The 19,046-nt window shown below is 69.1% G+C and carries 18 protein-coding genes; 15 read left to right on the top strand and 3 right to left on the bottom strand.

Annotated elements, in window-relative coordinates:
- The first annotated feature begins 224 nt into the window (after positions 1-224).
- The 5 genes from ACFQV6_RS31470 (at position 225) to ACFQV6_RS31450 (ending at position 4,506) form a co-directional block, all read left to right on the top strand.
- On the top strand, positions 225-1,442 hold the full coding sequence (locus ACFQV6_RS31470; protein ID WP_378031268.1) for a pectate lyase: 1,218 nt from the start codon (positions 225-227) through the stop codon (positions 1,440-1,442).
- Between the two features lie 117 nt (positions 1,443-1,559).
- Positions 1,560-2,099, top strand: coding sequence for a GNAT family N-acetyltransferase (locus tag ACFQV6_RS31465; protein ID WP_378031267.1), 540 nt, complete (start codon positions 1,560-1,562; stop codon positions 2,097-2,099).
- Between the two features lie 135 nt (positions 2,100-2,234).
- Positions 2,235-2,957: a hypothetical protein gene (locus ACFQV6_RS31460; RefSeq protein WP_378031266.1), complete on the top strand. Its 723-nt coding sequence runs from the start codon at positions 2,235-2,237 to the stop codon at positions 2,955-2,957.
- Entirely contained in the window at positions 2,954-3,316 is a 363-nt protein-coding gene (locus tag ACFQV6_RS31455) for a transcriptional regulator (RefSeq protein WP_378031265.1), read from the top strand. The genes ACFQV6_RS31460 and ACFQV6_RS31455 overlap by 4 nt, the downstream gene beginning before the upstream one ends.
- Positions 3,316-4,506: an alpha/beta hydrolase family protein gene (locus tag ACFQV6_RS31450; RefSeq protein WP_378031264.1), complete on the top strand. Its 1,191-nt coding sequence runs from the start codon at positions 3,316-3,318 to the stop codon at positions 4,504-4,506. The genes ACFQV6_RS31455 and ACFQV6_RS31450 overlap by 1 nt, the downstream gene beginning before the upstream one ends.
- Positions 4,507-4,533: 27 nt before the next feature.
- On the opposite strand, the gene ACFQV6_RS31445 is transcribed toward ACFQV6_RS31450, so the two are convergent.
- Positions 4,534-4,746 carry an NUDIX domain-containing protein gene (locus tag ACFQV6_RS31445; RefSeq protein ID WP_378031263.1) on the bottom strand — a complete coding sequence of 71 codons (213 nt, stop codon included), beginning with the start codon at positions 4,744-4,746 and terminating at the stop codon, positions 4,534-4,536.
- A 124-nt stretch (positions 4,747-4,870) separates the two neighbouring features.
- Between ACFQV6_RS31445 and ACFQV6_RS31440 the strand changes: the two genes are divergently transcribed.
- Positions 4,871-7,222 (top strand): putative bifunctional diguanylate cyclase/phosphodiesterase, encoded by a 2,352-nt coding sequence (locus ACFQV6_RS31440; RefSeq protein ID WP_378031262.1) that lies wholly within the window; start codon positions 4,871-4,873, stop codon positions 7,220-7,222.
- Here the strand turns inward: ACFQV6_RS31440 and ACFQV6_RS31435 are convergent.
- The gene (locus ACFQV6_RS31435) at positions 7,219-8,406 is read right to left on the bottom strand and encodes an ROK family protein (protein ID WP_378031261.1); all 1,188 of its coding nucleotides are present in this window, start codon (positions 8,404-8,406) and stop codon (positions 7,219-7,221) included. The genes ACFQV6_RS31440 and ACFQV6_RS31435 overlap by 4 nt on opposite strands.
- A gap of 238 nt (positions 8,407-8,644) precedes the next feature.
- Between ACFQV6_RS31435 and ACFQV6_RS31430 the strand changes: the two genes are divergently transcribed.
- The 6 genes from ACFQV6_RS31430 (at position 8,645) to ACFQV6_RS31405 (ending at position 15,176) form a co-directional block, all read left to right on the top strand.
- Entirely contained in the window at positions 8,645-9,568 is a 924-nt protein-coding gene (locus ACFQV6_RS31430) for a carbohydrate ABC transporter permease (protein ID WP_378031260.1), read from the top strand.
- Between the two features lie 11 nt (positions 9,569-9,579).
- Entirely contained in the window at positions 9,580-10,533 is a 954-nt protein-coding gene (locus tag ACFQV6_RS31425) for a carbohydrate ABC transporter permease (protein ID WP_378031259.1), read from the top strand.
- 10 nt (positions 10,534-10,543) lie between these two features.
- Complete coding sequence (locus ACFQV6_RS31420) at positions 10,544-11,914, top strand: ABC transporter substrate-binding protein (RefSeq protein WP_378031258.1); 1,371 nt, start codon at positions 10,544-10,546, stop codon at positions 11,912-11,914.
- The gene (locus tag ACFQV6_RS31415) at positions 11,911-14,073 is read left to right on the top strand and encodes an alpha-galactosidase (protein ID WP_378031257.1); all 2,163 of its coding nucleotides are present in this window, start codon (positions 11,911-11,913) and stop codon (positions 14,071-14,073) included. Before ACFQV6_RS31420 ends, ACFQV6_RS31415 begins: the two co-directional genes overlap by 4 nt.
- An 8-nt stretch (positions 14,074-14,081) precedes the next feature.
- Entirely contained in the window at positions 14,082-14,693 is a 612-nt protein-coding gene (locus ACFQV6_RS31410; protein ID WP_378031256.1) for a YdeI family protein, read from the top strand.
- 75 nt (positions 14,694-14,768) lie between these two features.
- Entirely contained in the window at positions 14,769-15,176 is a 408-nt protein-coding gene (locus ACFQV6_RS31405) for a nuclear transport factor 2 family protein (protein WP_378031255.1), read from the top strand.
- A gap of 184 nt (positions 15,177-15,360) precedes the next feature.
- Here ACFQV6_RS31405 and ACFQV6_RS31400 read toward each other — a convergent pair whose 3' ends face one another.
- Entirely contained in the window at positions 15,361-16,227 is an 867-nt protein-coding gene (locus tag ACFQV6_RS31400; RefSeq protein WP_378031254.1) for a dienelactone hydrolase family protein, read from the bottom strand.
- Positions 16,228-16,631: 404 nt separating this feature from the next.
- On the opposite strand from ACFQV6_RS31400, the gene ACFQV6_RS31395 reads away from it, so the two are divergent.
- The 3 genes from ACFQV6_RS31395 to ACFQV6_RS31385 are packed head-to-tail and all read left to right on the top strand — an operon-like array spanning position 16,632 to position 19,010.
- Positions 16,632-17,399 (top strand): ABC transporter ATP-binding protein, encoded by a 768-nt coding sequence (locus tag ACFQV6_RS31395; protein ID WP_378031253.1) that lies wholly within the window; start codon positions 16,632-16,634, stop codon positions 17,397-17,399.
- Positions 17,396-18,145, top strand: coding sequence for an ABC transporter permease (locus tag ACFQV6_RS31390; protein WP_378031252.1), 750 nt, complete (start codon positions 17,396-17,398; stop codon positions 18,143-18,145). The genes ACFQV6_RS31395 and ACFQV6_RS31390 overlap by 4 nt, the downstream gene beginning before the upstream one ends.
- Positions 18,146-18,164: 19 nt before the next feature.
- The gene (locus ACFQV6_RS31385) at positions 18,165-19,010 is read left to right on the top strand and encodes a MerR family transcriptional regulator (protein ID WP_378031251.1); all 846 of its coding nucleotides are present in this window, start codon (positions 18,165-18,167) and stop codon (positions 19,008-19,010) included.
- The last annotated feature ends 36 nt before the right edge of the window (positions 19,011-19,046 follow it).

Raw genomic sequence — 19,046 nt, 5'->3', positions numbered from 1 at the left:
TCAGGATCACGGCGGGCGTGCATGATCACGGTGGCCGCTCAGGATCACGGTGGCCGCTCAGGATCACCGCTGATCGGGTCATCACGCGGCGGTGTAACTCTCATCACTCCCGAATCGGACAACGTCTTGTCAACACATCGATCCAGCTCTATTCTCGGCCAGGAAAGCGCTTTCCTGCCGGTAGCGGGGGCGCGACGCATTCCTGATGAGAAGGTGAGACACGGATGAGACGTCCAGTCGCCCTACGGTGGATAGCCGGAGGAGCCACCGCGGTGGCGAGCGCCGCGATCATGCTGACGCTGCCGTTGCCGAACGCCATGGCTGCCGACAACCTGAGCCTCAGCGCCGGCGCCGACGGCTCCAGCAAGGCCAGCGGGACCAGCTACGGCAACGTCCGGGACGGCAACGCCAGCACCTACTGGGCGCCGGGCAGCTCGACCGGTTACGTCTCGGTCAAGTGGGGCAGCGCCACGACGGTTTCCTCGGCCGTCATCAAGCAGGCCTCGGGCGGCGGTTCGATCAGTGCCTGGCGGCTGCTCAACGCCGACTCGGGTTCGGTGCTCGCCAGCGGCAGCGGCAGCCCGAGCACCATCAACTTCTCCTCGACCTCGCTGAAGAAGCTGACCCTCGACATCACCAGCGCGTCCAGCGCGCCGCGGATCGCCGAGTTCGAGACGTACTCCAGCGGCGGTTCGAACCCGACCACCGGCCCGAGCCCGACCACCAGCCCGACTGCCGGCCCGACCCCGACCGGCGGCACCGGCACTCCGACCGGCGCGTGGCCGTCCTCAGCCGGCTCGGTGAGCATCTCCGGCACGGTCAACGTCTCGGGCACCTTCGACGGTGGCATGAAGACCTACTGCTGCATCGGCGACGGCTCCCAGGACGAGTCCCAGGACCCGATGTTCAAGATCGCCAACGGCGGCACCCTGCAGAACGTCATCCTCGGCTCCCCCGCCGGTGACGGCGTGCACTGCGAGGGCACCTGCACCATCCGCAACGTGTGGTGGAACGACATCGGCGAGGACGCCGCGACCTTCAAGGGCACCGGCGGCGGAACCAGTTACGTCATCGGCGGCGGCGCGAAGTCCGGCAGCGACAAGACCTTCCAGCACAATGGCAACGGTACGGTCAGCATCTCCGGCTTCTACCTCAACGGCTCCGGCAAGCTGTACCGCGGTTGCGGCAACTGCACGAACTCGTACGAGCGCCACGTCAAGATCGACAACGTGCTGCTGAACAACATCGACATGGTCGCGGGCATCAACAGCAACTGGGGCGACACCGCCACCATCACCCGCGTCACGCTCACCAACAGCTCCGGCGCCACGGTGTGCGGCAAGTACAAGGGCGTCGCCAAGGGCAGCGAGCCCAGCTACCTCGGCGAGGGCTGGAACGACAGCAACTGCAAGGTCAACAAGAGCGACATCACCTACAAGTAAGCCGTAGGTAGCTCAGGGAAGGGCGCTCACCGCGAGGTGGGCGCCCTTTCGGGCAGGTGGCGAGCGTCTGTCCCATCACGACACAGGGACGCCCGCCCGGGTTGCTAGCCTGCGCGCATGTCAGATCTGGGAGTCACAGCGTGGCCGCCCGAGCCGATCACGACCGCGCGGCTCGTGCTCCGTGAGCCTGAGGCCCGGGATCGGGCAGCGTTCATCGAGTTGTTCGCCTCGCCGGAGGTGAACACCTACCTCGGCGGTCCCCGCCCGCGCGACGAACTCGAACGCGACCTGCCCGAGGTGCCCGAGCGGTGGCCCGGGAGCTTCGTCGTTGATCTCGACGGCGCGATGATCGGCCAGATCCTGCTCAGGAGAGCAACCGGGCACCGTCGCCCCGCCGCCGCGGGAAAGGCCGATCTCGGTTACCTCTTCCTGCCGCGGGCGTGGGGCTTCGGGTACGCCGCCGAAGCGTGCGCCGCGGCCCTCGACTGGCTCGACGGCGTCCTTCCCGGCGAGCCGGTGGTGCTCACCACCCAGACCGCCAACGTCGCCTCGATGCGCCTCGCGGCAAAACTCGGCTTCACCGAGGTGGAACGGTTCCACGCCTGGGACGCCGAGCAGTGGCTCGGCCTGCGCTCCCCCGCCATGCCGTCCGCTTGAGCCCGGCGCACCCGGCACGCACGCTGCTACCGACGGCGCGCTGCCAATGACGGCGCGCTGCCACCGACGGCGCTTGGACTGTGCGTCGCCAAGTTAGGGCTGGCGCAAATAGGTTTGCTGTGGAAACCTATTGCCATGACCACCAACTCCATCTCAACCGGCGATGATCCCCACCGCCTCCTCGCCGACGTGCGTGATCTGGCCGGCCGCGTGCGCCGGGACCAGCGTCTGACCTGGGTGGCGCTGCTGGTGCTGGCCGCGGTGACCTTCGTGGCCATCCCGTTCGACTGGCTCTTCATGAAGCTGGACTGCGACGACAGCGGCTGCGTCTTCGCGCGCCGGGGCATGCTCTACTACTGGCCGCCCGCGCTCCTGCTCGCCTATGGGGCGATCGCCGTCAGCTACGTGCGGGCCGCCCGGGAGCGGGGACTGGGCGCCCGCGTGCTGCCCTATGCGATCACCGGTGCCGTGACGGCCGTCGTGTTCACGGCCGCGTATACGGCGGCGGCCGCCTATTTCCCGAGCAACCCGCCGTTCGAGGGCGGCCCGCCGTTCTGGTGGATCGTGCTGGACCGGCTGATCGCACCGTGGGGCCTGATCGGTCTTGCGCTGCTCGTGCTGGCCGCGCTCGAACGTAACGTCGCGCTGCTGCTGTTCACCGTGGGCTACCTGGTGCTGGTGCTGCTGGTGCTGCCGACGACCGAGGGCATGATCCCGCCGGACTGGGCGACCCCGTCGTTCCTGTCGGGGACGAATGCCCAAATCCGGATGTCGATGGCACTACCCCAGCTCGTCACCGGCATCGTGCTCCTGGCGGGCGGGATCGGCTTCGCCAAAGCCCGCCGGAGGCAGCAGTGACCGCCGAGACCGACAACCCGGAACCGTCCGACAACCCTGAACCGTCCGACCACCCGGTCACCGGCCTCGACGAGGTCGTGCACCAGCGGGTGCGGCTGGGCATCCTCGCCATCGCGCACGAGGCGCGGCGCGTCGAGTTCGGCTACCTGCGGGTCCACCTCGACCTGACCGCCGGCAACCTCTCCAAGCACCTGACCGTGCTGGAGACGGCCGGCCTGATCGACATCGAGAAGGGTTACGAGGGCAAGCGCGGCCGCACCTGGATCACCCTCACCCCCGCCGGTAACACCGCCCTCGCCGAGGAGATCGGCCGCCTGAAGGTGCTGATCGCCCGCGTCGAAACCACCAGGGAGAACTGATGACGCTGACCCGCCGCGGCCTGCTCGCCGCCGGCCTGGCCGTCCCGCTCGCCACGGCTGCCGGTGCCGGCCGGGCGATCGCCGCCCCGACTGCCGGCCGAGGGACCGCCGCCCCGGGCGCCGGCCGAGTGATGGCCGCCCCCTCCGGTGCCGGCCGAATGGGCGCAGCCCCCACCCGGCTCACCATGCCCGCGCCCACCGGCCCACACCTGGTCGGCACCGTGTCGCTGCACCTCGCCGACCGCAACACGATGGCCAGCGTGTGGTACCCGGCTGCGCCCGGCGCCCGGCGTCATCCGCGGGCGCTGTGGATGCCCGCCGCGCCGATGCGGGGGCTGCTCGGGGACAACGGCTTCGACCCGGACGTCGCGACGGGACCCCTCACGTCGGGCCGTGAGGGAGCTCCGGCGCTTCCCGGCCGCCACCCCGTGATCCTGTTCTCGCACGGCGCCGCCGGCCACCGTTCCGAGGCCACCGTCGTGGTGCAGGAGCTGGCCAGCCACGGTTTCATCGTGGCCACCGTCGATCACCCCCACGACGCCTACGTCGAGTTCCCCGACGGCCGGCTCGCCGTCCCCGACGACGTGTCGACCACACCGTGGACCCACGCCTACGACATCCTGTTCGTCCTCGACCGCCTGGAGAAGATCGCCGCCGGCCGCAACCCCGGGCGTCTTCCGCTGCCCGCCGGCCTGGGCGCCGCGCTCGACATGCGCCACGTCGGCGTGTTCGGCTTCTCGAAGGGCGGCACCGCCGCCGCCCTGGTCATGAACGAGGACAGCCGCGTGCGGGCCGGCCTCAGCTTCGACGGCCTGATGGAGTCGGGGCCACGGCCCACCGCCCTGGACCGGCCGTTCATGCTGATGACCGCGGACTTCAACCGGGCCGACGCGCCGGCCGTCGAGGAGTTCTGGCAGCTCCTGCGCGGCTGGCGGCTCGACGTGCGGGCCAAGGGCGGCCTGCACGGCGCCTACTGCGACCACGAGTGGGTGATTCCGCAGTTGGTGAGGCTGATGGGTTCGGGTGACGAGGAGATCGAGAGCTGGATCGGCACGCTGGATCCGGTCCGTGCGACCCGGATCCAGCAGGCCTACCCTCTGGCCTTCTTCGACCGTCACCTCCGCGGCGCCCGGAGCCGGTTGCTCGACGGTCCGAGCCGGGCCTTCCCCGAGGTGTGTTTCATCCCCTGACCGCTTCCTCCCTGACTCAGTGCTGGATCAGGCCACCGACCGGGACCGGAGTGACGTGCCCGGTCGGGGAAGCGTCTGCGCGAGAGCCAGCCCGACGTCGACGAACGGGTCTTCCGCGTGCTCGACCCTGCCACCCGGAAGGGTCCACTGTGTGTCACCCGCCAGTGGGGAGACATAGCGGGCGAGCAGCACCCGCTCACGCTCGATGCACACGGCGTACGCCGCCAGCCGGAAACTCACCCTCGTACTCCTGCCTGTGTTGGGTTGGTCAGATCATCTTCCGGGCCGGCTCGGCAGGGCGGCGGATCGGCAGGTGGCCGGGGCCACGGTTAAGGCGGCCGCCGGGACTGCCGATACGAAGGTTGTGTGGGACGACGTCGCACTGCCGCCCGTCCGCACCGCCCGGTGGGCCGCTGCCGCCTGGATTCTCATGGGTGCCGGTATCCCCGCCGCGGTGTTCGTGGGTGCTGCTGCGCCGGCAACGGCTTCGTCGGCGTACGTCATCGGTGTTCTTGTCTGTGTGGTTGCCGGGATTGCCGGTGTTCGCGGGAACGTGGCGGCCGGGCATCGCCGGCCCTGGATCCTGATCCTGGCCGCGCAGAGCCTGTCGCTGGTCGGCGAGAGTGTGCGTCTGCTGGTGACCAGCGTCGACGGGCCGGCGCACACCGTGCTCGCGGCGATCCCGAACGCGGTGGTGCTGCCGAACTATCTGCTGCTGATCGCGGGGGTGCTGGATCTGCTCCGGCGCAGCCGGGCCGCCGACGACGACCCGGCCCGGGTGGACGCGGTGCTCATCGGCGTCGGAGCGGCGATCGTGGTGTGGTCGCTGTGGATGGAACCGTGGTTCGCCGGTGACGACCCGCGGTGGCAGAACCTGGTCGCGGCGGCCCTGCCGCTGGCCGGTGGCCTCCTGCTGATCATCGCGTTGCCGATGTTGCTGCTGGGCCGCACCGGCGCGCCCGCCCTGTGGTTCTTCACGATCAGCGGTGTGGCGTTGCTGGCCGGGAACATGGTGCTCGCCACACGGGGCTGGTTCGCCTCCGGCCCGGACAGCATCCCACTGAACGTGATGGGCGCCGTGGTCCTGATCGCGGACGCCGCCAACGCGGCCTGCCTGCTGCATCCCACGGTGCGGGTGCTCACCCAGCGGGTCCGGGCCCGCTCCTGGCAGCTGCGCACGGGACGCACCGCCGCGATCGCCGCGGCGCTGTGCGTCCCAACGGTGCTGAGCGTGGCGGTGCCGCCGGCGGGCAGGCCGTTCACGCTGGTCAGAGCGGCACTCTCGCTCGCGCTGATCGGCGCCGTAGTGGCACGCGTCGTACGGGCGAACAACTCCCGCGCCCGAGCCGAGCAGGAGGCACGCTGGCGGGCCGAGCACGATCCGCTGACCGGACTGCCCAACCGGGAGACCCTCGCCGCCGCCGTCGAGGCTTGGGCCGCCGAGCCTGGGCAGCCGCGGGTCAGCGTGCTGCTGATCGACCTCGATCGGTTCAAGCTGATCAACGATCACTGGGGTCATGAGGTCGGCGACGAACTGCTGCGCGCGGTTGCCGCCCGGATCGCGGCTGCGGTGCGCACCGAGGATGTGGTCTGCCGCGTCGGCGGCGATGAGTTCATGGTCGCGCTCCCGGGGGCTGCCGCTCTCCCGGGGCCGGCCGCTCTCCCGGCGCCGGTTGGCGAAGGGCCGGCCGGGGAAGGGCCGGACGCCGAGGCGACCGCGGAGCGCCTGCTCACCGTCCTGGCCGCGCCACTGCCACTGTCGGTGGGCGCTGTCGACGTCACCGCCTCGATCGGCATCGCCCACGCGCACGGCAGCTGGAGCGCGGTGGAGCTGTTCCGCGACGCCGACACCGCGATGTACCGGGCGAAGGACAGCGGCCGCAACCGGTTCGCCGTCTTCGACCCGGCCCTGCGCGAGCGGATCCGCCGCCGGTTCAGCCTCGAACGCGCGTTCCGCGGCGCCGGGACCCGTGGCGAACTCGCCGTGCACTACCAGCCCCTCGTCCATCTGGCGACCGAACAGGTCGACGGTTTCGAGGCCCTGATGCGGTGGACGCATCCCGAACTCGGCGCGGTGTCGCCGGTCGAGTTCATCCCGGTCGCCGAGGACACCGGGATGATCGTCTCCGCCGGGGCCTGGCTGCTGGAGGAGGCGGCCGCGCAGACCCAGGCGTGGCGGACCGCGCGCCCGCCCGGACTCCCCCTGCACGTCTCGGTCAACCTGGCCGTACGGCAACTGCGCGAACCGGACCTGGTCGACCGGGTCCGGGACATCCTCGCCAGGACCGCCCTGCCACCCGAGGGGCTCTGGCTGGAGGTCACCGAATCCGGGTTCATGGCGGATCCGGAGACCTGCCTTACCGCACTGCACCAGCTCAAGGACCTCGGCATCACGCTCTGCATCGACGACTTCGGCACCGGCTACTCCTCGCTGAGCTACCTGCAACAGCTACCGGTCGCCATCGTCAAGATCGATCGGGCGTTCATCTCCGGCGTCGGCAACGGGGGCCCGAACGAGCCGATCGTGCGCGCGGTCCTGGCCATGTCACACGCGCTGGGGCACCGTGTCGTCGCCGAGGGCGTCGAGACCACCGTCCAGCGTGACTGGCTGCGGTCCAGCGGCTGCGACTTCGGGCAGGGCTGGCTCTACGGCAAGCCGCTGCCCGCCGCGCAGCAGGACGCGGCTCGGCCGCGGGCCGGCCTCCTGAACCGCTAGACGGCTCCGAGGATGTTCTGGATGCCGGCGACGGCAGCGCCGCGGGCCCAGTCGTTGAAGGTGAGCGGCGTGGTGATCAGATCCAGCACGCACCGCTGCGCCTCGTCCGGCCCGGGACGCAACCGGTCAGCGATCACCTCATCCATCACCCTGGACCCGGCGAAGGCAGCCACATCCTCACCAGCGAGAACGATGCACGGCGTCTGCAGCGCCCCCGCGAAGGTGGCGATCAGATGACCCAGCGCACGGGCCGCCTCATCCAGCAGCCGTGCCGCATCCTCGTCACCCGCCGCACGATCCCGGATCAGATCGTCGAAGGTGACCGTTCGCCCGGCCGCAGCGGAAACCCTTCGCTCGACGTCCTCCCGGTTGAGATAGGCGGCGGCACAGCCACGATGGCCGAGCCCACAGACCGGACCACGCGGGTCAACCGGCACATGCGCCAGCAGATGACCGTTGTCGATCAGCTCTTCAACAGCAACACCTTCGCGTACGACGCCGAACCCCAACCCGGCACCGACAGTGATGACACCGAAGGTCGAGTGCGAGCGCCCCGCGCCGAACCACAGCTGCTCCCGGGCCAGGGCGGTCACGTCGTTGGTGACGGTGACGGGCAGGCCGGTCCGTTCGGTGACCGGGCCGGCCAGCTCGACGTCGCGCCAGCCGAGGAACGTGCCCTCCCGCACCGTCGACCGGCCGGAGACGACGCCGCCCAGCGCGATGCCGATGCCGTCCAGGGAGGGCACCTTCCGGCCGAGTCTCGTGGTGAGCTGCGCGATGACCTTCACCGTGCCGGCCAGGGATACCGTGCCGCTGGAGTCCGGTCTCGGCAGCGCTGCACGGGCGGCGGCGGTGACGTTGCCGTACATGTCGCAGACCACGCCGTAGGCGGTGTCGGTGGTGAGTTTGCAGCCGAGGACGTGGCGGGCGGTGGGCACCGCGGTCAGCACCTGGCGCGGGCGGCCCACGGCGGACTCCTGCTCCAGGGCCTCGGAGGCCATCCCCTCCTGGATCAGGGCGCGCGCGGCGCGGGAGGTCGACGCGTAGGACAGGTTGAGGCGGTCGCCGAGGTCGCCGCGGGTGGCCGGTCCGTGGATGAGCAGATGGCGGGCGACCGCGAGCTCGCCCGCGCTCAGGGCACGGTCGTTGTTGCGCGAAGGGTCGGGGCGGGTCTCGATCACCACGACGCAAGCTTACAAGTGACCCTTGTCACAGAGGGTCCCGTGGATTATTTTCAATCTGATTGAAAATATCTGCGCCACGCGGCACCACATCGAAAGCCGCCAGCCCACGCGGCGCCACATCGAAAGCCGCCAGCCCACCCGCCATCCGATCCGGATCGGCTGGCTCCCGCACAAGCCGGAAAGCCGGCGCTCCCCCCGAGCTCCCGGCGACTGACACCGGTACGGCGAAGGAGACCCGATGGTGACCACCACGACGCCGGCAGGCACCGGCCCGACGACAGCTCCCGCCAGCCGCAAGCGCGACGACACCCGCCTCGCGCTGCTGTTCATCCTCCCCGCGCTGATCGGCTTCACCGTCTTCCTGGTCTGGCCGACCCTGCGCGGCATCTACCTGAGCTTCACCAAGTTCAACCTGCTCACCCCGCCGGAGTTCAACGGCCTGGACAACTACATCCGGATGGTCCAGGACCCGGTGTTCTGGAACTCGATGCGGGTGACCGTCTACTACGTGTTCGTCAACATCGTCCTGCAGACGGTCCTCGCGCTGGTGATCGCCGTGATGATGCAGCGGCTGACCCGCCGGACCTGGCTGCGCGGCGCGGTGCTGACGCCCTACCTGGTGTCGAACGTGGTCGCCGCGATGGTGTTCCTGTGGATCCTCGACTACCAGCTCGGCATCGGTAACACGATCATCGCCGCGATCGGCCTGGACCGGATCGCGTTCCTGTCCTCGGAGGCGTGGGTCATCCCCACCATCGCGTTCATCAACGTGTGGCGGCACGTCGGCTACACCGCGCTGCTGATCTTCGCCGGGCTGCAGACGATCCCCGAGACGCTGTACGAGGCCGGCCGCATGGACGGCGCCAGCGAACCGCGCATGTTCCGCAGCATCACCGTGCCACTGCTGCGCCCCGTCCTCGCCCTGGTCCTGATCATCACGGTGGTCGGCTCGTTCCAGGTCTTCGACACCGTCGCCATCACCACCCGCGGCGGCCCGGTCGACGCCTCCCGCGTCCTGCAGTTCTACATCTACGACGTCGCGTTCGGCCGCTTCCAGTTCGGCTACGCCTCGGCGATGTCCGTGGCGCTGCTGATCGTCCTCGTGGTCATCACCTTCATCCAGTACCGGGTCAGCCGGGCCGACACGTCCGACCTCAACTAGAAGGAGTGGCGATGGCCATCGACGTCGCCCCGCCGGCCACCACCGCCGGACCGACACCCCCCGCTCGTACCGTCGAACCCCCCGAGCCGAAGAAGTTCAGCGTGGGCCGCGCGCTCGCCTGGGCCTTCATGATCCTCGTCATCCTGATCAGCCTGTTCCCGTTCTACTGGATCCTGCGTACCGCCCTGTCCAGCAACAACGCCCTCTACGCCGGGACCGACAGCCTGCTGCCGGTGCAACCGTCGCTCGGCGGCTTCCAGCGTGTCTTCGGCCTGCAGACCGGCCAGGAGGCCATCGACGCGGGCGGCGCCGGGCAGCCCATCAACTTCTGGCGCTACCTGTTCAACTCGGTTGTCGTGTCCACCCTGGTCACCGGCGGGCAGGTGTTCTTCTCCGCGATGGCCGCCTACGCGTTCGCCCGCCTGGAGTGGAAACACCGCGAGAAGTGGTTCGCGTTCTTCCTCGCCGGGCTGATGATTCCGGCCATCTTCACGCTGCTGCCGAACTTCGTACTGATCAAGCAGCTCGGCCTGGTCGACACCCTGCTCGGCATCGCGCTGCCCACCATGCTGATGACCCCGTTCGCGGTGTTCTTCCTGCGCCAGTTCTTCCTCGGCATCTCCAAGGAGGTCGAGGAGGCGGCGCTGATCGACGGCTCGTCGAAGGTACGGGTGTTCTTCCAGCTCATCCTGCCGATGTCGGTGGCGCCTATCGCGACGCTGTCGATCCTCACCTACATCTCGGCGTGGAACGAGTACTTCTGGGCCCTGATGGTCAGCTACACCGACAGGTCCCGGGTCCTCACCGTCGCCCTCGGCGTCTTCAAGAGCCAGACACCGCAGACCGGGCCGGACTGGGCCGGTCTGATGGCGGCAACCCTGGTCGCGGCGCTGCCGATGCTGCTGCTGTTCATGGTCTTCGCCAAACGCATCGTCAACTCCATCGGCTTCAGCGGCATCAAGTGAGGGGAACCCCGTGATCACCCGACTCAGGACCGGGGCGGCCGCGCTCACGCTCGGCCTGCTCACCGCCGCCTGCGGCAACGCCGCCACCACCGCCGACGGCGTCATCGACTACTGGCTGTGGGACTCGGGTCAGCAGCCCGGCTACCAGCAGTGCGCCGACGCCTTCCAGAAACAGAATCCGGGTCTCACCGTACGGATAACGCAGAACGGCTGGGACACCTACTGGTCCAAGATCACGGCCGGGTTCATCGCCGACACCGCGCCGGACGTGTTCACCGACCACCTCGCCAAGTTCGCCCAGTACGTCGACCTCAACGTGCTGCTCCCGCTCGACGACCTCGCCGCCACCAGCGACATCCAGGACAGCGACTACCAGGAGGGCCTCGCCGAACTCTGGAAGGGCCAGGACGGCAAACGGTACGGCGTACCGAAGGACTGGGACACGGTCGCGATCTTCTACGACAGGGCAGCCGTCAAGGAGGCCGGGATCTCCGAGTCCGACATGCAGAGCCTCTCCTGGAACTTGGTCGACGGCGGCACCTTCGAGAAGGCCGTCGCGCACCTGACCATCGACGCCAACGGTGTCCGCGGTGACGAACCAGGCTTCGACAAGAACAACGTCCGCATCCACGGCCTGTCCTCGGAGGGCTCCGGAGGCGGCGGCTGGGGCCAGACCCAGTGGTCGGCGTTCACCGGCAGCACCGGGTGGACGGTCACCGACAAGAACCCCTGGGGCACCCGGTTCAACCTCGACCAGCCGGTCTTCCAGGACACCCTGTCCTGGTATTTCGGGCTGGCGGAGAAGGGCTTCATGCCCACCTACGCCGAGATGGGCGGCGCCAACCCGATCGGCACCGACAAGCAGATCCAGTCCGGGATCGCCGCCATGGGCATCAGCGGATCGTGGATGGTCTCCACGTTCAGCAAGCTCACCGACGCCTCCGGCACGAAGCTCGACGTCGGCATCGCCCCGACGCCGACCGGGCCCACCGGTAAGCGGGCGTCGATGTTCAACGGCCTCGCCGACTCCGTCACCAGCCTCTCCGACCAGCCGGAGGACGCGGCGAAGTGGGTGAAGTTCATGTCCGGCGCCGAGTGCCAGAACATGATCGCCGACTCCGGCGTGGTGTTCCCCGCCCGGCCCGCGGCCACCGAGCGCGCCATCGCCTACAACCAGCGGGAACGCGACCTCGACGTCACCCCGTTCACCAACCAGGTCGTCGACAAGACGACGTTCCTGTTCCCGGTGACCACCAACGCCGCGGACATCACCGCCCTGCTCCAACCGCGGCTCGACGCCGTCTACATCGGCGAGGAGCCCGTCAGCTCGCTCACCGGCCTCAACAACCAGCTCAACGCCCTGTTCGAGGTAGCGCAATGACGGAACACCTGCTGCACTGGCGCGCGAGCGGGGTGAGCCTGGTGCTCGACTGCACCGGCCCGCTGCTGCCCAGGGTGCTGCACTGGGGTGCCGACCTCGGTGAGCTCACGCTCGCCGAGCTCGGCGCCCTGGCGCTGGCCGCGACCCCCCAACCGGTCTCCAACAACATCGACACGGTCGTGCCGGTCAGCGTGCTGCCGGAACACTCGGCCGGCTGGATCGGCACCCCGGGAGTCACCGGCCACCGCGACGGCACCGCCTTCTCCACCGCGTTCACCATCGACGAACTCGCCGCGGAAACGGTCGAAGATCAGGATCCAGCCCCGGCGCGCCACCGGCTCACCGTCACGGCACACGACGAGGCCGCCGCCCTGTCACTGCGGCTGGAGCTGCTGATGACCGATTCCGGCCTCGTGCGGCAGCGCGCCACGCTCACCAACACCCACCCGGCGTCGGTGTTCCAGCTCGACAGCCTGATGCCCACCCTGCCGGTACCGACGCAGGCCACCGAGATTCTCGACTTCACCGGCCGGCACCTGCGCGAACGCATTCCGCAACGGCAGCCCTTCACCGTCGGCACCAGGCTGCGGGAGAACCGGCGCGGCCGTACCGGCGCCGACGCGTCGATCATTCTCGCCGCCGGCGAGGCGGGCTTCGGTTTCAGCGCCGGCGAGGTGTGGGGGGTCCATGTCGGATGGAGCGGCAATCACCGTACGGTCGCCGAGCGCACGTCCACCGGAGTGTCACTGCTCGGCGGCGGTGAACTCCTGCTCGCCGGCGAGGTCCGGCTGTCACCCGGTGACTCCTACCGAAGTCCCTGGCTGCATGGCTCGTACAGTCAAGGTCTTGATGGTCTGTCCCACCGATTCCACCGTTCCCTGCGCGCCCGGCCGCACCACCCGCGCTCTGCCCGCCCGGTCATCCTGAACACCTGGGAGGCCGTCTACTTCGACCATGACCTGGCCAAACTCACCGCGCTCGCCGACGTCGCGGCCCAGGTCGGTGTCGAACGGTTCGTCCTCGACGACGGCTGGTTCCGGCACCGCCGGCACGAACACGCGGGTCTCGGCGACTGGTACGTCGACGAGACCGTCTGGCCCAAGGGCCTGCACCCGCTCGTCGACCACGTCCGCGCCCTGAACCTGGAGTTCGGCCTCTGGGTCGAACCGGAGATGGTCAACCCGGACTCCGACCTCGCCCGCGCCCACCCGGACTGGATCATGCAGACCGGCGGGCGGCTCCCACCCGAGTCCCGCTATCAGCAGGTCCTGGATCTCGGCCACGCCGGCGCCTACGACTACCTCCTGGAGCGGCTCGACGCGCTGCTGACCGAATACGACATCGGTTACCTCAAGTGGGACCACAACCGCGACCTCATCGACGCCGGCCACTCCCCCGGCGGCGAGGCGGGCGTGCACGTCCAGACCCTCCAGGTCTACCGGCTGCTCGACGAACTGCGCACCAGGCACCCTGGCGTGGAGATCGAATCCTGCTCCTCCGGCGGCTCCCGCGTCGACCTCGGCATCCTCGAACGCACCGACCGCATCTGGACCAGCGACTGCAACGACGCCCTGGAACGTCAGGCCATCCAGCGCTGGACCGGCCTGCTGGTCCCGCCGGAGATGATCGGCGCACACGTCGGCCCGACCGTCTCGCACACCACCGGCCGGGTACACACCCTTGACTTCCGGGCCGGCACCGCCCTGTTCGGCCACTTCGGCATCGAGTGGGATCTGACCCAGGCGGACACGGCCGACCGGGAACGCCTCGCCGCTTGGATTCGCCTCTACAAACAAATCCGAGAACTGCTGCACAACGGTACGGTCATCCGCTCCGACCATCCGGACCCGTCATTGTGGGTGCACGGTGTCGTCGCCGACGACCTGTCCCAAGCGGTGTACGCCCTGGCCAGCACCGCCACCACCGTCTGGTCACCGCCGGGGCAGGTACGCCTGCCGGGGCTGGATCCCGGCGCCGCCTATCACCTGGCGCCGCTGCCACCGGGCGACCAGGTGGACGCGCCGACGAAGCATCGCCTGCCCTGGTGGGACGCCGGGGTCACGCTCAACGGCAGAGCGCTCGCCGTTGCCGGGGTGCAGGCACCAGTGCTCTTTCCCGAGCGGCTGGTCCTGATCCACGCGCGCCGCACCCCGGGTTAGCCTGGCCTATGCCCAGTGCTGATCTCGAGGAACTGATCGTCGCCGACGCCGGGGCGCTGCGCGCGTGGTTGCGGGAAAACCACGCCGCGTCGCCGGGAGTATGGCTCGCCCTGACCAAAAAGGGCGGGACGGCCACCACCCTGACCTGGCAGCACGCGGTCGACGAGGCGCTGTGTTTCGGCTGGATCGACGGGCAGGCCCGCAAGCGTGACGAGCAGACCTCGTGGATCCGGCTCACGCCTCGCAGGTCCCGCAGCGTCTGGTCGCAGCGCAACGTCGAGAACGTGGCCCGGCTGGAGGCGGAGGGCCGGATGCAGCCCACCGGCCAGGCCGCGGTGGAAGCCGCGAAGGCGGACGGGCGGTGGGCGGCCGCCTATGCCCCGCCCTCGGAGGCCGTGGTGCCGGACGACCTGCTCGCCGCGATCGCTGCCGAGCCGGCCGCGCAGGCCATGTTCGACGTGCTCACCAAGGCCAACCTGTTCGCGCTCATCGTCCGCGTCAACCGGGTCAAGCGGGCGGAGACGCGCGAGCGGAAGATCGGCCAGTTCGTCGCGATGCTGGCCCGCCACGAGACGATCTATCCGCAGAAGGCGAGGCCCGCGATTCCGCCGGTGCAGTGACCTCTCGGCCGGCGGGGAGACAGTCTTTCGGTCGGCGGGGAGACGGTCTCTCGGTCGGCGGGGATACAGTGGAGAGTGACTCACCGAGAGATTTTCGAGCGGTATGTGTATGCGGGCGCGATCACCCGCAATCCCGGCGCGGTGGCGGAGCTGTTCACCGAGGACGGGGTTTATGAGGCGCCTCTGGTTCCCGGGGATCACGCGCTGCCCCGCGTTCTGGAGGGGCGGGAGGCGATCCGGGCCGGGGTTGTCGCGTACCACCGGGAGCCGGCCTTCATCGGCACGGTTGACGCGGAGCGGTCCGGCCTCGTGCTGCACGAGACCGGTGATCCTGACGTCTTCATCGCCGAGGTTGACGCGATGCTCGTCGGGGCGGACGGGCAGAGTGCGACAGTCTCCCTGGTGCAGATCTTCCGCGTCCGCGACGGGCGGATAGCCCACCTCCGTGACTATTTCGCGCCTCCCGGAGCGCCGGCGAGCTAGTTCGCGGGCCGGCGGAGCCGAGCGGCGTGGGTAGGCGCGCACGTTGAGGTTGGGTGCGCGTTTACCCACGCCATCGGCCCTACCAGCGCACACGCAACCCCAATGTGCGCAGCTACTCCCGCCGGGAACGGCTTCATTCGGCCAGAACCGCAAGCCTCGCCCGCCGCACGGCGCAGCGGGAGTGTCAGATCAGCGGGCAGCTGTTGCGGTACTGGGAGATGCCCGACGTGCTGTTCAGCGGGCACAGGAACTGGCTGTAGCGGGCATCGTCGTCGACGAAGATCTTCAGCCAGGGGATCATCGTGCGTGCCAGGACCGTGCTCGGCTGCCCGATGTAGTTGTGACCCGCTCCCGTCACCTCGATGTAGGCACGCTCGGTGGTCGACGGGATCGTGTTGTACAGGCTGGTCAGCCGCGACGGGGGCACCAGGGTGTCGTTCTGCATGGCGTAGATCAGCGTCGGAACCCGGTCGTTCGCCAGGCTTCCCGAGGGCAGGTGCGGTGCGTTGCCGATCGCGGCCTGCAGAGCGGGCCGCCGCAGTGCCGCGTCGAGGGCTCCGCCGCCACCCATGGAGTGCCCGATCACCGCAAGCCGGTTCCCGTCGACCCGGGTGCGCACCGTGCTGCTGCGGGTGAGGTAGTCCAGGGCCGCCAGCAGCTGGGTTCCGCGGCTGACCGGGCTGTCGTTGAGGTTGTTCGTCTCGATGCCGAACACCACGAAACCCTGCGAGGCGAGCCGCGGCCCGAGCCAGGCGATCCCCGGCCAGGTGCCGTTGAGTCCGGGCGAGATCGCCACCCCGCCGAACGTACCCTGGCTGGTGTCGGTGGGGTAATAGATCACCCCGCCGCCGAAGCCGTTGCCCCGGGCGACCGAGACCGACGCGGTGGCGAACGGGCCGGTCGTGGCGGCGACGCTTGCCGCCGTCGGGTTCGGGCCGCGCTCATAAGGGCTGGCAGCCGATGCCGGGCTCGGCACCGCAGTGGCGACGAGCGCGGCGAGAGCGATCGCCGACGCGGCCAGGGTTCTCCTGAAACGCGTTCTGTGCACCATGGTGTCTCCTTACCGATGGGGATGGGGATGGTCAGCGGTGCGGGACCGTGACGGCGTAGCTGCCGCCACGGAAGACGCGGATCGATGCATCGTCGTTCCCTCCTGATCGCTTGGAACGTTTCATCGACGCGGCCGCGCCAGCCACTTCCGTTTCGCGAGCACACTGAAGGCGTCGACAACCCCGCAGGCCAGAGCCATGGGTAACGTTTCTCACGTGTTTCGAGACGACCATAGGCATCGATGCGTGTGCGGTCAAGAGAGCCGTCAGGAACCCAGCGGCGCATCGGTGAAGCGGGCAAGGCACCATCCACCAGGCCGGGCCACCCGTCCCTACCGCGGTTGCGGAGAATTTTGTGAAGAAACGGGTTGACCCTGACGCAGCGTCAACCCTCCATGCTGGCGGCATGAACAATCCGCCGGCGGCCGACGCGATCCGCGTACAAGGCCTGGAGAAGTCGTTCAAAGAAGTGCATGTGCTGCGTGGCGTGGACATCACGGTCGCGCGCGGCAGCGTCTTCGCTCTGCTCGGCTCGAACGGTGCCGGCAAGACCACCCTGATACGGATCCTGTCCACACTGCTCAAAGCCGACGCCGGAACCGCGAGCGTCAACGGGTTCGACGTGGCGGACCAGGCCGCCGACGCCCGGCAGTCGATCAGCCTGACCGGGCAGTTCGCGGCGGTCGACGAGATCCTGACCGGGCGGGAGAACCTCGTCCTGGTCGCCAGACTGCGTCACCTCAAGCAGCCCGGCGCGATCGCGGACGACCTGCTGCGCCGGTTCTCGCTGACCGAGGCGGGCGGACGGCGGACGGCGACGTACTCCGGTGGCATGCGACGCCGGCTGGACATCGCGATGAGCCTGATCGGGAACCCACCGGTGATCTTCCTGGACGAGCCGACGACCGGCCTGGACCCGGAGGGCCGGCTGGAGGTGTGGCAGGCCGTCAAGGAACTCGCCGCGGACGGCACGACGGTGCTGCTCACCACGCAGCACCTGGAGGAGGCGGAACACCTCGCCGACCGGATCGCGATCCTGCACGAGGGCCGGATCATCGTGAACGGCACCCTCGCCGAACTCAAACGGCTGCTCCCACCAGCCAAGGTCGAGTACGTCGAGAAGCAGCCGACCCTGGAAGACGTCTTCCTCAAACTCGTCGGAGCGAAACCATGATCGGGGACACCGCGGTCCTGCTCGGCCGCTCGCTGCGCCACATCGCGCGAAGCCCGGACACCATCATCACCACCGCCATCATGCCGATCGCCTTCATGTTGCTGTTCGTCTACGTCTTCGGCGGCGCGATCGAGACCGGCACCGACTCCTACGTCAACTATCTGCTACCGGGCATCCTGATCATCACGATCGCGTCCGGTATCTCGTACACTGCCTATCGCCTCTTCTCTGATCTTCAGGGCGGAATCTTCGAGCGTTTCCTGTCGATGCCGATCACCCGGGCCGCGGTGTTGTGGGCGCATGTGCTGACCTCGCTGGTCGCCAACCTGATCTCACTGGTGGTGGTCGTGCTGGTGGCGTTGGTGATGGGCTTCCGGACCAGTGCGGACCTGCTGGGATGGCTGGCGGTAACCGGAATCCTGGTGTTGTTCACCCTGGCGCTGACCTGGCTGGCGGTGATTCCTGGCCTGACCGCGAAGTCGGTGGACGGCGCGAGCGCGTTCGCCTATCCGCTGGTGTTGCTGCCGTTCGTCAGCTCCGCGTTCGTGCCGACCGACTCGATGCCGGCCCCGGTGCGTGCGTTCGCCGAGAACCAGCCCGTGACATCGATCGTGGACGCGTTGCGAAACCTGTTCACCGGGCAGCCGGTCGGCTCGGAGATCTGGACGGCGCTGGCATGGTGCGTCGGCATACTGGCCGTCGCGTACGGCTTCGCCACCATGGTCTACCGGCGCAAAATCTCCTGAGCGGGGCAGGATCACGAGCATGCTGACGATCGGGCAACTGGCGTCGTACGCCGGTGTCACTGTGCGGGCGGTCCGGCACTACCACCAGATCGGCCTGCTGCCGGAGCCGGAGCGCGACCCCTCCGGTTACCGGCGGTACGGCGCGGCCGCTGTCGTCGCCCTCCTGAAGATTCGCACCCTGGCCGACGCCGGAGTGCCACTCTCCGAAATCGCCGGGCTGCTACGGGCGGACGAGGCGGACTTCACCGCGGCGATCCATCGCATCGACGGCCGCCTCTCCGACGAGATCACCCGGCTGGAAACCAGCCGCAAACAGATCGCCCAGCTGGCCGCCGGAAACAGTGGCGCCCTCCCGCCGGAGGTTCTGGCCTACCTCGACCGGCTCCGCGAGATCGGGGTGTCCGACCGCCTCGTGGACGCCGAGCGGGACGGGTGGATCCTGGTCTCGGCCCACTGGCCGGAGGAGGTCCGCGAGTGGATGCCGTTCAAGTTCGCGCAGCTCGAGGACCCGCGGATGGTTCGGCTCTATCTGGTCCTGTCCACGTTGGTGGACGACGGACCGGCCGCCGAACGCCTGACGGAGGAGGCTGCCCGCCTTCTCATGGCGGAGGCCGCTGACATCATGGCAGAACTGTCCGAGGAGGCCTACGCCGCCGGCGAGACCGCCGGCCAGGGCGATCCGGGCGACGAGCTGCCCTACGACCTGCTCGACGCGCTCGCCGACGAGTCCCATCCCGGGGCACAGATAATGCGCGACCTGATGCGTGAGCGGGGCTGGACCAGCTGGACACGACAGGAGAAGCTCCCGGACGAAGGACCACCCTCCGCCGCCGGGAAAAAGCCCGCTGACGGCCGGAACCGCTGATCTTCTCCGACAAACTCGACTTCAGCGCTGATGATG

Origin of the sequence: Actinoplanes sp. GCM10030250 (assembly GCF_042666575.1) — a bacterium.
Taxonomy (GTDB): Bacteria; Actinomycetota; Actinomycetes; order Mycobacteriales; family Micromonosporaceae; genus Actinoplanes.
Note: the sequence above shows the minus strand (reverse complement) of the source record. Positions and strands in the feature narration are given on the sequence as shown.

Coding starts and splice junctions, on each gene's coding strand:
- ACFQV6_RS31470 (WP_378031268.1), top strand. CDS start 225: ATGAGACGTCCAGTCGCCCTACGGTGGATAGCCGGAGGAGCCACCGCG.
- ACFQV6_RS31465 (WP_378031267.1), top strand. CDS start 1,560: ATGTCAGATCTGGGAGTCACAGCGTGGCCGCCCGAGCCGATCACGACC.
- ACFQV6_RS31460 (WP_378031266.1), top strand. CDS start 2,235: ATGACCACCAACTCCATCTCAACCGGCGATGATCCCCACCGCCTCCTC.
- ACFQV6_RS31450 (WP_378031264.1), top strand. CDS start 3,316: ATGACGCTGACCCGCCGCGGCCTGCTCGCCGCCGGCCTGGCCGTCCCG.
- ACFQV6_RS31430 (WP_378031260.1), top strand. CDS start 8,645: ATGGTGACCACCACGACGCCGGCAGGCACCGGCCCGACGACAGCTCCC.
- ACFQV6_RS31425 (WP_378031259.1), top strand. CDS start 9,580: ATGGCCATCGACGTCGCCCCGCCGGCCACCACCGCCGGACCGACACCC.
- ACFQV6_RS31415 (WP_378031257.1), top strand. CDS start 11,911: ATGACGGAACACCTGCTGCACTGGCGCGCGAGCGGGGTGAGCCTGGTG.
- ACFQV6_RS31410 (WP_378031256.1), top strand. CDS start 14,082: ATGCCCAGTGCTGATCTCGAGGAACTGATCGTCGCCGACGCCGGGGCG.
- ACFQV6_RS31400 (WP_378031254.1), bottom strand. CDS start 16,227: ATGGTGCACAGAACGCGTTTCAGGAGAACCCTGGCCGCGTCGGCGATC.
- ACFQV6_RS31395 (WP_378031253.1), top strand. CDS start 16,632: ATGAACAATCCGCCGGCGGCCGACGCGATCCGCGTACAAGGCCTGGAG.
- ACFQV6_RS31390 (WP_378031252.1), top strand. CDS start 17,396: ATGATCGGGGACACCGCGGTCCTGCTCGGCCGCTCGCTGCGCCACATC.
- ACFQV6_RS31385 (WP_378031251.1), top strand. CDS start 18,165: ATGCTGACGATCGGGCAACTGGCGTCGTACGCCGGTGTCACTGTGCGG.